Below are 13821 nucleotides of genomic sequence, written 5' to 3'. Positions count from 1 at the left end.
TTCGCGGGGCGCCTCCCGATCCGACGCCGGTCGGACCGAACTAATAGTCAGTGGATTATCCCAATGGATGCAGCCCTGCCCGTCACGCCGCCGAACAGGACCCACGTGCGATACGTCGTGCTGGCCCTGATCGCCGTCGGCACCATGATCAACTATCTGGACCGCTCGCTTCTGGCGGTCGCGGCCCCCCGGATGGCCGAGGATCTCGCGCTCGGCGCGGCCACCATGGGCATCCTCTTCTCGGCCTTCTCATGGAGCTACGCCCTGGCGCAGATTCCGGGCGGCATGTTCCTGGACCGTTTCGGCGTCCGCCTGACCTATGCCCTGTCCGTCGGGGTGTGGTCGATCTTCACCGGTTTGCAGGGGGCGGCCACCGGCCTGACTTCCCTGATCATCTATCGCCTCGGGCTCGGCGCCGCCGAGGCGCCCTGTTTCCCGGCCAACAGCCGCATCCTGGTCGCCTGGTTCCCGCAGGGCGAGCGCGCCCGTGCTCAGAGCGTCTATTCCGTCGGCATGTATTTCGGCATCGCCTTCCTCAGCCCGGTTCTCTTCTGGGTGACGGGGACCTTCGGCTGGCGTGCCCTGTTCATCATCGCCGGCGTGATCGGCGTGCTGTTCGCAGGTCTGTGGTGGTGGGTCTATCGTGATCCCGAGCACAGCCGCATCGTCAATCAGGCCGAGCTGGATCACATAGCGGCGGGCGGCGGCGGTCTGTCGGCGGCGACGGGCAAGACGCCCTTTTCGTGGAAACAGATCGGCTGGCTGCTGGGCAAGCGCCAGATTCTCGGCGCCTCGATCGGCCAGTTCGCGACCAACGCCACGCTCGTCTTCTTCCTGACCTGGTTCCCGACCTATCTGGTGGTCGAGCGAGACATGCCCTGGCTGAAGGTCGGCTGGATGGCGGTCCTGCCCTTCATCGCCGCCTCGGTCGGCGTGGTGTTCGGCGGTCAGCTGTCGGACGCCCTGGTCAAGCGCAGCGGCTCGGCCACCTTTGGCCGCAAGCTGCCGATCGTCGCCGGTCTGCTGCTGTCCTCGACCATCATTTCGGCGGCCTTCCTGAAGTCCGATGTCCTGGTGATCGCGGTCATGTCGGTCGCCTTCTTCGGCCAGGGCATGTCCAACCTCGGCTGGACCCTGATCTCGGACGTGGCGCCCAAGAGCCTGATCGGACTGACGGCGGGGGTCTTCAACTTCTGCACCAACCTCGCCGGGATCGTGACGCCGATGATGATCGGCTTCATCGTCGCGGCCACCGGCTCCTTCTTCGGCGGCCTGGCGATGATCGGCGTCCTCGCCCTGATCGGCGCCTTCTCCTACACCTTCCTGGTCGGGAGGGTCGAACGCATCGCGGAGCCGACCGCGGTGGAGGCGGCGTGATGGCGAAGACTTATCCCGTCTCCATCCCGCGACTGGGCGCGGGCGTCGCGCTGATCCTGGCCGTGGGTCTGTCCGCCTGCGAGCCGTCCAATCCGGCGGACGGATCGCACAAGGTCGTCTTGGCGGAGGTTGCTCCGGCGGCGCCCCCGGCCTTCGGCGCAAGTGAAGCACCGGCACCCCCGCCTGAGGTCGCGCCGCCGGTCGAGCCCGCTGCTGAGCCCGAGGCGGTTGGGCCGACTGCTCCCCCGGCCAAGGCCCCGCCGACCGTTCAGGTGGTCGCCCCGCCCGCCCCGGCGGCCCAGCCGGTCAAGGCGCTGGTTCAGCCGGGCGTCCTGCCTCAGGGGCCGGGCCGCAACGTCGCCCAGCGTCTGTGCGGGACCTGCCATTCCCTAGTCCTGGTCACGGCCAACGGACACACGGAGGCGGAGTGGGATTCCATCGTCGCTCGTATGGAGTCGAACGGCATGCAGGCCTCGGCGGACGACATCAACACGGTCATCGACTATCTGTCGAAGGCCTTGCCGCCGCGCTAGGCGATCGACAAGGACGTCCGGGTGATAGAGTTCCAGCCGCAGACCACGACTGTTGACGACGTCATCGTCACCGCCGCCCGTCTTCCTCCGGCGGCGGGGGAGGCGGCCTTCTCGGTGATCCGCCTGGGCGAGGAGGCGCTGTCGACCTCGACCCGGCTCGATGAAGCCCTGGCGACGGTTCCCGCGGTGTCCCTGTTCCGGCGGACCTCCAGTCTGGCGGCCAACCCGACGACGCAGGGCATGTCCCTGCGCGCCATCGCTCCCTCGGGGGCGGGACGGACGCTGGTGACGCTGGACGGCGTGCCGCTGAACGATCCCTTCGGCGGCTGGGTGATCTGGTCGCAACTGCCGACCGAAAGCATCGAAAGCCTGGACATCGTGCGCGGCGCCGGGGCCGGTCCCTATGGCGCGGGCGCCCTGACCGGGGTGATCCAACTGAGGGAACGCGAGCGTGGCGGGGTGCTGGACGCCTCCATCGCCGAGCGCAGCGGGGCGCGGCTGGCGGGATCGAGCGGCGTCGATGCCGGGCCGGCGCGCCTGACCGGGTCGGTCCTCTATGAGACCAGCGACGGCTATGTCCCCGTGCGCGGGACGGCGGCGGGGGCGGCCGATACGCCGCTTGATCTGGAGGCGAGAAGCGCGTCCCTGCGTGCCGATATCCCGTTGAGCGACGTCGCCCTGTCGCTGAGGGCAGCGGCCTATGAAGAGGATCGCGGTTCGGGCCTGGCGGGTGCGCGCTCGACCGCCAGCGGCCATGTGTTGTCAGCCGCCGTCGCGCGTCAGGCGACCGCCGGGCAGACGGGGTGGCGGCTCCAGGCCTGGCGCCGCGAAAGCGACTTCGCCAACACCTCGGTAGCCGTGGCGGCGGATCGGGCGACGACCACGCCCGCCAACAACCAGTATGAGACCCCCGCGACCGGCTGGGGCCTGAACGCCGCCCTGCGCGGTCGTCGCGACGGTCTCGGGGGGCGTCTGGAATGGGAGGTCGGCGGCGACGCCCGTTTCAACGAGGGCGAAACCCACGAACTGTTCCGCTACATGGGCGGGAACTACACGCGCGACCGGATCGCCGGGGGGGAGACCTCGGTGGCGGGACTTTACGGTGAGGGCTCGCTGGAAACCGGACCCTGGCTGTTCGCCGGCGGTCTGCGGCTGGACGGCTGGAAAAACCGGAACGGGCGGCGGCTGGAGCGTGACCTCGCCACTGATGCGCTGACGTTGGACGAGCTCGATCCTGAACGCTCGGGCGAGGTGGTCAGCGCGCGTCTGGCGGCGCGGCGGATGATCGGCGGCGGCTGGGCGGCGCGGGCCGCGGCCTATTCCGGCTTCCGGCCCGCAACGCTGAACGAATTGCATCGGCCCTTCCGCGTCGGCAACGACCTGACCGAGGCCAACGCCGGTCTGGTCCCTGAAACCCTGCAAGGCATTGAGGCGGGGCTGGCCTTCGAGGGGCCGATCTCTGCGCTGGGCGTCACCCTGTTCTGGAACCGGATCGAGGACGCCATCGTCAACGTCACCATCGGCGAGGGACCGGGAACCTTCCCCCGCGCGGGCTTCGTGCCCGCCGGCGGCGTGCTGCGCCAGCGCCAGAACGCCGGGACCATAGAGGCGACCGGCGTCGAGATCAGCGCCCGCCAGACCCTGCGCGGCGGCCTGGACCTGACCGGCGCCGTGTCGATCACCGACGCTCGTGTGGACGGCGGGACGTCCGCGCCGCAACTGACCGGCCTGCGCCCGGCCCAGGCCCCGATCTGGAGCGCCTCGGCCGGGATCGACTGGCGCGCCAGCGACCGTCTGACGCTCACCGCTCGCGCTCGCTATGAGAGCCAGCGGTTTGAGGACGACCTGAACAGCAGGGTGCTGGGTTCGGCGGTGACGGTGGACGTGCGCGCTGACTGGCGGGTCAACGACACTGCATCGCTGTGGCTGGCCGCCGACAATCTGTTCGACGTCGAGGTCGAGGTGTCGGAGACCGGGACCGGCGTTGAAGGCTTTGGGCCGCCGCGCACCCTCAGCGTCGGGATGCGGCTGAACTACTGAAGCTGAAGGTCCGAAGCTCGGCTGTGTTTCAACGTCCGTTGTTGGCGCTTCCGGGCTCTTCACATCTGCACAGCTTCTGGATGCTTCCTGCTCTGAAACTCGACGGTTCAGCTATCGCGGCTTGATGCGGGCTGGCGACAAGCGGCGCTTCCGAAAAGGAGGCGTCGTCCGCTCGTGTCCAACTCATCCCTTCGATCCTTATTCTGGCTGAAGGCCGGCGCCGCGCTCCTGCTCGTCGCGGCGGCTGATGGCCTGTTCTTCATGCAGCGACCCGGCGCGACCCTGGGCCTGTTCGCCCTGCTGTGGCTGGGGGTGGCGGCCCTGTTTCGGAAGGGCTGGGTCAGGGACCGGCGGGGCCTGGCGGCGGCGGGTGGGGCGGTGGCTCTGGCCATGGTGATGATCGACCGGCCTGGCTTTCTGGCCTGGGTGCTGTTCGGCCTCGCCCTGACGATCGCGGTGCAGTCGGTGCGGGTCCGGAGCGGCGAGGAGGCCTGGCGCTGGGCGCAGAGGCTGGTCGTCCACGCCGCCGTCGCTGCGGTCGGGCCATGGATCGACCTGTTCCGCATGAACCGGAACAACCGGAAGCGCGGGCGCAGGCTGAAACTGTCTGGGGCGGTTCGTCTGCTGCTGCTGCCGATTCTGGGCGGGGCTGTGTTCCTGGGCCTGTTCGCCAGCGCCAATCCGTTGATCGGCGAACTCCTGGCGCGGCTGCGGCTGCCGCCGCTGACGGATGAGACGGTGGCGCGCGTCGTCTTCTGGCTGGCGACCCTGATCGCGATCTGGAGCGTTCTGCGTCCGCGCTGGCGGCGGCGGCTGATCGCCTTGCCGTCGCGGCAGGGGCGGACCATCCCTGACGGCGCCGCAGCCTCGGTCACCCTGTCGCTGGTCGTGTTCAACCTGCTGTTCGCGGTGCAGAACGGGCTGGATCTGGCCTTTCTGTGGAGCGGCGCGCCTCTGCCCGAGGGTGTGACCTTGGCCGAATACGCCCATCGCGGCGCCTATCCCCTGATCGTCACGGCCCTGCTGGCGGGCCTGTTCGTTCTGGTCTTCCTGCGGCCGGGTTCCGAGACGGCGACGCGGCCGCTGGTCCGCGGCCTGGTCATGCTCTGGGTCGGGCAGAACCTGCTGCTGGTGGCCTCCAGCCTGCTGCGGACGGCGGACTATATCGAGGTCTATTCCCTGACCCGGTTCCGCATCGCGGCCATGATCTGGATGGTGCTGGTCGGCGTCGGTCTGGCCCTGATCTGCTGGCGTCTGCTGAGGAACAGAAGCGCGCATTGGTTGATCAACGCCAATGTCGGCGCGGCCCTGGCGGTGCTGGCGGCGGTCAGCGTGGTGGACCTGGGCGCGGTGGCGGCGTCCTGGAACGTGCGCCATGCGCGGGAAATCGCCGGTCAGGGCGCGCGACTGGATCTCTGCTATCTCGACAGCCTGAATGGCGCGGCACTGGTCTCTCTGGTCGAGTTGGAGCAGCGCGCCTCGGACCCGGCATTCAAGGATCGCGTCGCCGCCGTCCGCGCCCGCCAGATGGCGACGATGCAGGCGCATCAGGCCGAATGGCGGGGCTGGCGCTGGCGGGACGCACGAAGGCTGGATCGCGTGGCGCGCCTGACCGCCGGTCGTCTCATGCAGACACCGCTGCCGGGTCTGCGCGACTGCGACGGAGCGATCATTCCGCAGTCCGTAACCGCCCCGATTACGGCCCCGGCGACAACGGCGCCGCCCGCGCCGGTCGCTGCCCCGTTGACCTCTGAAGCCGGAGTCTGAACATGGCGATCATGCAGCGCACCGTTCTGGTCGTCGATGACGACCCGCATATCCGCGACCTTCTGACCTTCGCCCTCGGCAAGGCCGGACTGGCGACGCGCGAGGCCGGGGACGGCGAGGCGGCCCTGGCGTCCATCGCCGCTCAGACGCCTGACCTGGTCATCCTGGACATCAATATGCCGCGCATGGACGGGATCGAGGTCTGCCGCCGCATCCGCGCCCAGGGCCAGTTGCCGGTCCTTTTCCTGTCGTCGCGCGACGACGAGATCGACCGCATCCTCGGCATCGAACTGGGCGCTGACGACTATGTGGTCAAGCCGTTCAGCCCGCGCGAGGTGGTGGCCCGCGTCGCCGCCATCCTGCGCCGGGTGAACCTGTCGCCGCCGCCCCCGCCGCCGGGCGCGGTGCGCATCGGTCGCTTGTCGCTGGACACGGACGGCTGGCGCTCGCGCTGGGATGATCGGGAGGTGGCGCTGACCACGACCGAGTTCGGCATCCTCAAGGCCCTGGCCGCGACGCCGCAGATGGTCTTCACCCGCGACGCCATCATCGACCGCATTCATGGGCCGGGCTTCGCCCTGACCGACCGGACCATTGACAGCCATGTGCGCAACCTGCGCGCCAAGTTCGCCGCGCTCGGGGCCTCCGACGTGATCGAGACCCGCGCGGGCGTCGGCTATCAGATGGGGCCGTGCCGAGGCGACATGGCGTGATCGGCGGCCTTGTCCAAAGGGCGCGGGCCTTTGTGCGGGCGCACTGGCCTGCCTTGCGTCTGCGCACCATCCTGCTGTCGGTGCTGGTCTTCGCGGCGGTCCTGCCGGGGGCAGGGGCTATCTTCCTTCGGGTCTATGAGAATACCCTAGTCCGCCAGACCGAGGCCGAACTGATCGCCCAGACGGCGGCCCTGTCGGCGGCGGCGGAGACCCTGTGGCCGGGCGCGCGAAGCCTGCCCGCGACCGACGCCCAGCGGGCGGCGCCAGGTTATTTCCGCCCCGAGCCGGCCCGCATCGACCTGCGCACCGATCCCGTCCTGGCGCCGCGACCGCCGGTTCGCGCAGCCGCCATGCCGCTCGAACAGTCCGCCGTCGTCGCGGCGGAACGTCTGGGGCCGATCATGGACGAGACCAGCCGCACCACCCTGGCCTCCCTGGTGCTGATGGACCGCAACGGCGCCGTGGTGCGCGGCCTGGGGCGGGGCGGGAGCTGGCGCGACCTGCCCGAGGTCGAGGCCGCCCTGTCCGGCGCGTCCGCCACGGTCCTGCGTCGCAATGCCGCCTATCAGCCGCGTTACGACATGGAGTGGCTCAGCCGGGCCTCGGGCCTGCGCATCCATCACGCCCGGCCGGTGGTGGTGAACGGCCGGGTCGAGGGCGTGATCCTGGCCTCGCGGTCGCCGCGCGCCCTGTTCAAGGGCATCTATCAGGACAGGGGCAAGATCCTGTTCGGAATCGTCGCCGTCCTCGGCCTGCTCTCCGTCCTGGCGGTCGTGGTCTCGCGCGGCATCGCCCGACCGATCGAGGCCCTGCGCCGGGTCGCCCGCGACGTCACCCATGGCGGCGGGGCGGTGCCGCCCCCGCCGGCGACGGCGGCGGTCGAGATCCGCGACCTCTATGAGGACTTCGGGCGGATGGCCGAAGCGGTCGACCGCCGCTCCCGCTATCTGCGCGACTTCGCCGCCGCCGTTAGCCACGAGTTCAAGACGCCCCTGGCCGGCATCCAGGGCGCGGTCGAACTGCTTCAGGATCACGCCGACGACATGGAGGCGGTCCAGCGTCGCCGCTTTCTCGGCAATATCGCGTCTGACGCGCGACGCCTGTCCGATCTGGTGACGCGGCTGCTGGACCTGGCGCGGGCCGACATGGCGCGACCAGAGGTCGGCGCTGCGGTCGATGTTCGACGGGTCGTGGCCCGAATCGCCGACGCCCTGAAAGGCGGCCTGACGATCAGGATCGACCTGCCGACCGACCTGCCCCGGGTCGCCGTTCCTGAGGCCACCCTCGAGATGGCCCTGACCATCCTGCTGGAGAACAGTCGCCAGGTGGGCGCCGCCGAGGTCCGGATCACGGCCCGCGTCGAGGCTGATCAGGTCCGCCTTGGCGTGGCCGACGACGGTCCGGGAATCGCACAGGGCGACAGGGGGCGAATCTTCGAGCCCTTCTTCACCACCCGCCGCAGCGAAGGCGGCGCCGGCCTGGGCCTGTCGATCGCCCAGTCGCTCCTGCGGGCCAATCATGCGGAACTGGTGCTGGCGTCGGCGACGACCGGGGCCGTGTTCGAGATCGCCTTGCCGTGCGCGCAGGCTGGGCGCGGCTCTTCCTGAGGGGGCTCAGAGGTACTTCATCCACCATTGTGAGCTGCGGCGTTTGAGCCCGGCGAACCAGCGGCAGGCGAACCAACTGGGGACGGCGACAGCGACCGCCAGCAGCCAGATCCAGCCCACGTCCGGCACGCTGAAGACCTCGCCCTGATTGGCGCCGAACAGCGCCAGAGCCGTCAGATTGAGCAGGTGCAGGCCGTAGAGGTGGATCAGGTAGAAGAACAGCGGCGCGCCGCCGAACACGGCGAGAAGGCCGACCAGCCGGCGCGGCGCCCGTTCAAGCCCGGCCAGCAACAGGGCGCCGATGCCCAGCGTCGCCAACAGGAAATCGGCCGAGGGCGGATACTTGGTCAGGTTCAGCACGCTCATCACCGTGTGCAGCAGGTCGGGCTGCATCGCCCAGGGCTGATCGCCATAGACGTTGAGCGTTCGCAGGCCGACGAACAGCGCCAGCATGGCGAGGCCCAGGGCGACCAGCCGACGGCGGCGTGTCGCGCCTTCAGCCGCGAACCAGGGGCCAATCCCGTAGCCCAGGGCGATCACGCCGATCCACGGCAGCAGGGGATAGGAGGTCCGCGCCTGTTCGCCCCAGGGCAGGTCGATATAGCCGCGATCATGCAGCACGGCCCAGACGGCGTGGCCCGGCGCGCCCTCGGCCACGGTGATCGGGTCCAGAAGATTGTGGCCCAGGACGATGACCAGCCCCAGGGCGATCAGCAGGCCGCGCGGCAGATGGACCAGGGCCGCCAGCGCGATCATCGACAGGCCGATGACCCAGATGACCTGCAGGAAGATGGTGGTCGGCGTCAGGGAGAAGGTCCAGGCGAAGCTGACCAGGGTCAGCTCCAGCACGATCAGGAAAAGACCGCGCTTGAACAGGAAGGCCGAGGCCGCTGGCGCGCCGCCCTTCTTCGAGGCGTAGAGCCAGGCGCTCAGCCCGGTCAGGGCCACGAAGACCGGCGCGCACAGGTGCGCCGTCAGCCGCGTGAAGAAGAGGGCCGGAGAGGTCGCCGTGACATCCATCGGGTCCGAGACCTGGGCGTGGATGAAGAAGAACTCCCGCGCGTGGTCCACCAGCATCAACAGGATGACCAGACCCCGCAGGGCGTCGATGGACGGGATGCGGGCCGAGGGTATGGCGGTGGAGGAGGCGGCTGGAGGCGTCATTCGATCAAGCGTAAGTGATACGAAATAACATTACAAATTATCGACAGGATCATTTGACGACCGTCGCGCCGCGTCCGATGAAAGCTGTGTGAGCGAACCCATCCTTCCCGTCCGACGCCTGCCCCGGGGCAGACTGCCTGCGCCGCCACCGGGTCAGGGGCGGATCGCAGGCTTTTCCGACATTCGGTTGAGCGTCGAACAGGCCGAGGTCTCGCTCGAGGCGGCGGCGGATCGTCTGTCGCTGCCGCGTTCGGGCTGGGCGTCGGGGCGGTTCGACATGCTGGCCATTTCCGGCGGCGCGGCGGGCGGGGCCTATGGGGCAGGGGCCCTGGTCGGTCTGACCGAGGCGGGGGCGCGGCCCGAGTTCGCCCTGGTCACCGGGGTCAGCACCGGCGCCCTGATCGCCCCCTTCGCCTTTTTGGGGCCGGCCTGGGACGAGCGTCTGGCCGACGCCTATGTCGGGGGGCACGCCGCCGACCTGCTGAGCCTGCGTCGCCTGGCCTCGACCTTCACCGGCGGCCTGTTTCAGGGCGAGGCCCTGGACGCCCTGATCCATCCCTTCGTCGACGAGGCCCTGATCGACGCTGTAGCAACCGAACACGCGCGCGGGCGGCGGCTGCTGGTGGCGACGACCGATCTGGACAGCCAGCGCGCCTGCATCTGGGACATGGGGGCCGTCGCCGCACACGGCGGGGACAAGGCGGTGGCCCTGTTCCGCGAGGTCCTGGCCGCCTCGGCCAGCCTGCCGGGGCTGTTCCCGCCGCGTCGCATTCCCTGCGAGGTCGACGGCGACAAGTTCGAGGAGATGCACGTGGACGGCGGGGTCGCCGCGCCGCTGTTCCTGATGCCCGAGGGACTGCTGCGCTGGAACCGGCTGGGACGACGGCTGCATGGCGGGCGGGCCTATGTTCTGGTCAATACGGTGCTGGAGCCCGCACCGCGCACCACGGCGCCGAACATGGCCGCCATCCTGACCCGCAGCTTCGACGCCATGCTGCGTTTTTCCTATCGCCAGGCCCTGGGGACGGCGACGACCTTCTGCGCGGCTCAGGGCTTGCCGATCAGCGTCGCCTCCATCCCGGACGCGCCCGAAATGGGCGGCATGCTCAGCTTCGACACGGCGACGATGAAGCGTCTGTTCGACGCCGCGCGCGAGCGGGCGCGGGCGGGCGAGCTGTGGCGCTCGCCGGTGGCCGAGCGGCATGGCCTGCAGGGGCTGCTGGATCGGCTGCGACCGCGCGGATAGAGGCCTTGATGCGGTCCAACGCGAGGCGCATGGAGAAGCCCTTCTCCCCAAGACTTTCAAGGCTCCGATCGTGACCGACGCCGAACAGACCCCCGCCCAGCTTCCCGAAGGCCAGCCTGTCGGCCGCGTCATCGCCATGCCCGCCGACACCAACCCCGAGGGCGACATCTTCGGCGGCTGGCTGCTGGCCCAGATGGACCTGGCCGGTGCCACCCCGGCCTTCGAGCGCGCCAATGGTCGCTGCGCCACCGTGGCCCTGGACGGCATGGTCTTCCACCAGCCGGTCTCGGTCGGCGACGAGGTCTCGACCTACGCCAAGGTGATCCACACGGGTCGCACCTCGATCCGTGTCCATGTCGAGGCGTGGAAGCGCTCGCGCGGCGAGCCCGAGGCCCGTTCGGTCCGCGTGACCGAAGGCGTCTTCACCTATGTCGCCATCGATTCCGACCGCAAGCCGCGCGCCCTGCCGCCGGTTATGGACAGCCAAGCTTAAACCAATCAATGTTCGCTCGGCGCCTCGGGGGAGGCTTGGGGGCTGAGCGACGTTATGTGGTTTGCGATTTTTGCTGGGCTGTTCCTGATCATGCGGGAGTTGGTCCCTCTGCTCAGAGCGCGTAGCAGCGGCGTCGTTTACACCAAGGGTCATGCGCGGCGGCGGGTGGCGCGGGCTGACGATCCCGAACGGTTCGAGGCCCTGTGCCGCACTCGTTTCAAGGCCATGGGACTCGGCGCCATCGTCATCGCCGTTGGCTTGGGCTGGCTGGTCGTGAATCTGGTGCTGATGGCCGCCGATACGGCCATGCCCGCCGCCTGACGGCCAGGCCAAGACCAAGCGCCGCACTCGGAAATTCTTGACGTTGGGCCGCCCGCACCCTACCTGCGGGGCATGGCTATTCGTCGCATCCTGACCATCGATAACGCCGCCGATCTGGCGATCCTCAAGGCCGTCTCCCCGCCCGTGGAGGGCGGCGTGACCGATGAGCTGCGCGCCCTCATGGACGACATGCTGGAGACGATGTACGCGGCGCCGGGCATCGGCCTGGCCGCCGCCCAGATCGGCGAGCTGAAGCGCGTCGTGGTCATGGATCTGGGCGACAAGGTCGTCGAGGGCCAGCCGGACGAACCGGAAACCGAGGAAGACGCCCTGGCGCGCCGCAACCCGCGCTACTTCGTCAACCCGGAAGTGATCTGGGCCTCGGATGAGATGTTCTCCTACGAGGAGGGCTGCCTGTCGGTGCCGGAATATTTCGACGCCGTCGAACGCCCTGCCCGCGTCCGCGTCCGCTACCTCAACTATACCGGCGAGCAGATCGAGGAAGAGATCGAAGGTCTCTACGCCGTCTGCTTCCAGCACGAACTGGATCACCTGAACGGCGTCCTGTTCATCGACCACCTGTCGCGTCTGCGCCGCGAACGGGCCGTCGCCAAGGTCAAGAAGAACGCAAGGCTCGCCGCCTGATGGCCCGCAAGACCACGATCATCGACCCGCGCGGTCGTCGCCGCCTGACCCGCAATCAGAAGGTCGGCGCCGCCAGCCTGGCCACCATCGTCGCCGTCGCCGCGGTCGGCGTGGTGGCGGGTCTGCTGCTGGACCGCCTGCTTGATTTCGACGACGCGCTCGACGCGGGCGGCGAGTGGGACGAGGGCGGCGGCGTCTATACGCGCTGGATGTAATCCGCCCCACGGTCTAAAGGCGTGGCCATGCGCCTAGCCTTCATGGGAACCCCCGACTTCGCCGTGCCGTCGCTGGCCGAGCTGATCGCCTCGGGACACGAGATCGTCGCCGTCTATTCGCAGCCGCCGCGCCCCAAGGGCCGGGGCCAGAAGCTGACGCCGTCGCCGGTTCACGCCTTCGCCGAGGCCATGGGCCTGCCCGTCTTTACGCCCGAGAGCATGAAGTCGCCGGAGGCCATCGACACTTTCCGTGGCCTGGACCTCGACGCCGCCTGCGTCGTCGCCTACGGTCAGATCCTCAAGCCTGAAGTGCTGGAAGCGCCGCGTCTGGGCTGCTTCAATTTGCACGGCTCGCTGTTGCCGCGCTGGCGCGGCGCCGCCCCGATCCAGCGCGCCATCATGGCCGGCGACCGCCAGACCGGCGCCCAGATCATGCGGATGAGCGAGGGCCTCGACGAAGGCGCCATCATCCTGTCCGAGGTCATGGACATTTATCCCGACGACACGGCCGCCAGCCTGACCGAGCGCATGGCGCATCTGGGCGCCGCCCTGTGGCCCCGCGCCCTGGCCGCCATCGAGCGCGGCGGCTTTACCGAGACCGAACAGACGGGCGAAGCGACCTACGCCAGGAAGATCACCCCCGCCGAGGCCCGCATAGACTGGAGCCGTCCCGCCGCCGAGGTGGACGCCCATATCCGCGGCCTGTCGCCCTTCCCGGGCGCCTGGTTCGAGGTTGAGGCCGACGGGGAGTCGGTGCGAATCAAGGCCCTGATGTCGGCTCTGGCTGACGGGCAGGGCGCGCCCGGTCAGATTCTGGACGACGCCCTGACGGTGGCCTGCGGAACCGGCGCGGTGCGCCTGACCCGCGTGCAGCGCCCCGGCAAGGCGGCGCAGTCGGCCGAGGAGATGCTGCGCGGCTTCGCGGTCCCGGCTGGAACCGTGCTCGGGTAATGCCCCGCTACCGCTTCACGGTCGAATACGACGGCTCGGCCTACAACGGCTTTCAGGCCCAGGCCGGCCAGCCGACGGTGCAGGGCGCCATCGAGACGGCGATGACCGCCTTTTCCGGTCAGACCGTGCGTATCGCCGCTGCGGGCCGCACCGACACCGGGGTCCACGCCACGGGCCAGACTTGCCACGTCGATCTGGACAAGGACTGGCCGGCGCGGACGGTGATGAACGCCCTGAACGCCCACCTGATGCACGAGGCGGTGGCGGTGCTGGACTGCGCGCCCGTCAGCGACGACTGGCACGCCCGCTTCACCGCCAATGGGCGAAAATACCTCTATCGCATCCTCAATCGCCCCGGCCGCCCGGCGCTGGACCGGGGCCGCGTCTGGCACGTCAAGAAGCCGCTGGACGCCGAGGCGATGCACGCGGCGGCGCAAGGCTTGGTCGGCTTGCACGACTTCACCACCTTCCGAGACGCCCAGTGCCAGTCAGCCAGCCCGGTCAAGACCCTGGACGTGGCCCGCGTCGCCCGCGTCGGCGAAGAAGTGCATCTGGTGTTCGAGGCGCGCAGCTTCCTGCACCGCCAGGTGCGCTCGATGGCCGGCAGCCTGGCCGAGGTCGGTCTGGGCCGCTGGGCCGTGTCCGACCTGGCGGATGCCTTGGCGGCGAAGGACCGCGCCCGCTGCGGCCCGGTGGCGCCGTCAGACGGGCTTTATCTGACGGGCGTCACCTATGAGGCCGAGGCCTAG

14 protein-coding genes are annotated in these 13821 nt (G+C 69.5%); 13 read left to right on the top strand and 1 reads right to left on the bottom strand.

Going from position 1 to position 13821, the window contains the following annotated elements:
* The first annotated feature begins 63 nt into the window (after positions 1-63).
* The 6 genes from ACIQTU_RS14080 (at position 64) to ACIQTU_RS14055 (ending at position 8037) form a co-directional block, all read left to right on the top strand.
* The gene (locus ACIQTU_RS14080) at positions 64-1377 is read left to right on the top strand and encodes an MFS transporter (protein ID WP_400548348.1); all 1314 of its coding nucleotides are present in this window, start codon (positions 64-66) and stop codon (positions 1375-1377) included.
* Positions 1377-1910, top strand: coding sequence for a hypothetical protein (locus tag ACIQTU_RS14075; RefSeq protein WP_400548345.1), 534 nt, complete (start codon positions 1377-1379; stop codon positions 1908-1910). The genes ACIQTU_RS14080 and ACIQTU_RS14075 overlap by 1 nt, the downstream gene beginning before the upstream one ends.
* A 21-nt stretch (positions 1911-1931) precedes the next feature.
* Complete coding sequence (locus tag ACIQTU_RS14070; RefSeq protein ID WP_400548342.1) at positions 1932-3950, top strand: TonB-dependent receptor; 2019 nt, start codon at positions 1932-1934, stop codon at positions 3948-3950.
* Between the two features lie 174 nt (positions 3951-4124).
* Entirely contained in the window at positions 4125-5717 is a 1593-nt protein-coding gene (locus ACIQTU_RS14065; protein WP_400548339.1) for a DUF4153 domain-containing protein, read from the top strand.
* Positions 5718-5719: 2 nt separating this feature from the next.
* Positions 5720-6430 carry a response regulator gene (locus ACIQTU_RS14060; protein WP_400548336.1) on the top strand — a complete coding sequence of 237 codons (711 nt, stop codon included), beginning with the start codon at positions 5720-5722 and terminating at the stop codon, positions 6428-6430.
* A complete protein-coding gene (locus ACIQTU_RS14055; protein ID WP_400548332.1) occupies positions 6427-8037 on the top strand; it encodes a sensor histidine kinase in 1611 nt (536 codons plus the stop codon). The genes ACIQTU_RS14060 and ACIQTU_RS14055 overlap by 4 nt, the downstream gene beginning before the upstream one ends.
* A 6-nt stretch (positions 8038-8043) precedes the next feature.
* On the opposite strand, the gene ACIQTU_RS14050 is transcribed toward ACIQTU_RS14055, so the two are convergent.
* Positions 8044-9201 carry a DUF1624 domain-containing protein gene (locus tag ACIQTU_RS14050; RefSeq protein WP_400548329.1) on the bottom strand — a complete coding sequence of 386 codons (1158 nt, stop codon included), beginning with the start codon at positions 9199-9201 and terminating at the stop codon, positions 8044-8046.
* A gap of 187 nt (positions 9202-9388) precedes the next feature.
* On the opposite strand from ACIQTU_RS14050, the gene ACIQTU_RS14045 reads away from it, so the two are divergent.
* The 7 genes from ACIQTU_RS14045 (at position 9389) to truA (ending at position 13821) form a co-directional block, all read left to right on the top strand.
* Complete coding sequence (locus tag ACIQTU_RS14045; protein ID WP_400548326.1) at positions 9389-10447, top strand: patatin-like phospholipase family protein; 1059 nt, start codon at positions 9389-9391, stop codon at positions 10445-10447.
* A 136-nt stretch (positions 10448-10583) separates the two neighbouring features.
* Positions 10584-10940, top strand: coding sequence for an acyl-CoA thioesterase (locus ACIQTU_RS14040; protein ID WP_400548997.1), 357 nt, complete (start codon positions 10584-10586; stop codon positions 10938-10940).
* 90 nt (positions 10941-11030) lie between these two features.
* A complete protein-coding gene (locus tag ACIQTU_RS14035; RefSeq protein WP_400548323.1) occupies positions 11031-11261 on the top strand; it encodes a hypothetical protein in 231 nt (76 codons plus the stop codon).
* 72 nt (positions 11262-11333) lie between these two features.
* Complete coding sequence (def, locus tag ACIQTU_RS14030; protein ID WP_400548320.1) at positions 11334-11906, top strand: peptide deformylase; 573 nt, start codon at positions 11334-11336, stop codon at positions 11904-11906.
* The gene (locus ACIQTU_RS14025; RefSeq protein WP_105563730.1) at positions 11906-12121 is read left to right on the top strand and encodes a hypothetical protein; all 216 of its coding nucleotides are present in this window, start codon (positions 11906-11908) and stop codon (positions 12119-12121) included. Before def ends, ACIQTU_RS14025 begins: the two co-directional genes overlap by 1 nt.
* A 27-nt stretch (positions 12122-12148) precedes the next feature.
* Positions 12149-13072, top strand: coding sequence for a methionyl-tRNA formyltransferase (gene fmt / locus ACIQTU_RS14020; RefSeq protein WP_400548317.1), 924 nt, complete (start codon positions 12149-12151; stop codon positions 13070-13072).
* Entirely contained in the window at positions 13072-13821 is a 750-nt protein-coding gene (gene truA, locus ACIQTU_RS14015; RefSeq protein ID WP_400548314.1) for a tRNA pseudouridine(38-40) synthase TruA, read from the top strand. Before fmt ends, truA begins: the two co-directional genes overlap by 1 nt.

The sequence above is a fragment of the Brevundimonas sp. NPDC090276 genome (genome assembly GCF_044772165.1).
Classification (GTDB): Bacteria; Pseudomonadota; Alphaproteobacteria; order Caulobacterales; family Caulobacteraceae; genus Brevundimonas.
Note: the sequence above shows the minus strand (reverse complement) of the source record. Positions and strands in the feature narration are given on the sequence as shown.

Bases quoted from the DNA above. Each gene is read 5' to 3' on its own strand.
- ACIQTU_RS14050 (WP_400548329.1), bottom strand. From the start codon at position 9,201: ATGACGCCTCCAGCCGCCTCCTCCACCGCCATACCCTCGGCCCGCATC.
- fmt (WP_400548317.1), top strand. From the start codon at position 12,149: ATGCGCCTAGCCTTCATGGGAACCCCCGACTTCGCCGTGCCGTCGCTG.
- ACIQTU_RS14080 (WP_400548348.1), top strand. From the start codon at position 64: ATGGATGCAGCCCTGCCCGTCACGCCGCCGAACAGGACCCACGTGCGA.
- ACIQTU_RS14060 (WP_400548336.1), top strand. From the start codon at position 5,720: ATGGCGATCATGCAGCGCACCGTTCTGGTCGTCGATGACGACCCGCAT.
- ACIQTU_RS14035 (WP_400548323.1), top strand. From the start codon at position 11,031: ATGCGGGAGTTGGTCCCTCTGCTCAGAGCGCGTAGCAGCGGCGTCGTT.
- def (WP_400548320.1), top strand. From the start codon at position 11,334: ATGGCTATTCGTCGCATCCTGACCATCGATAACGCCGCCGATCTGGCG.
- ACIQTU_RS14025 (WP_105563730.1), top strand. From the start codon at position 11,906: ATGGCCCGCAAGACCACGATCATCGACCCGCGCGGTCGTCGCCGCCTG.
- ACIQTU_RS14075 (WP_400548345.1), top strand. From the start codon at position 1,377: ATGGCGAAGACTTATCCCGTCTCCATCCCGCGACTGGGCGCGGGCGTC.
- truA (WP_400548314.1), top strand. From the start codon at position 13,072: ATGCCCCGCTACCGCTTCACGGTCGAATACGACGGCTCGGCCTACAAC.
- ACIQTU_RS14040 (WP_400548997.1), top strand. From the start codon at position 10,584: ATGCCCGCCGACACCAACCCCGAGGGCGACATCTTCGGCGGCTGGCTG.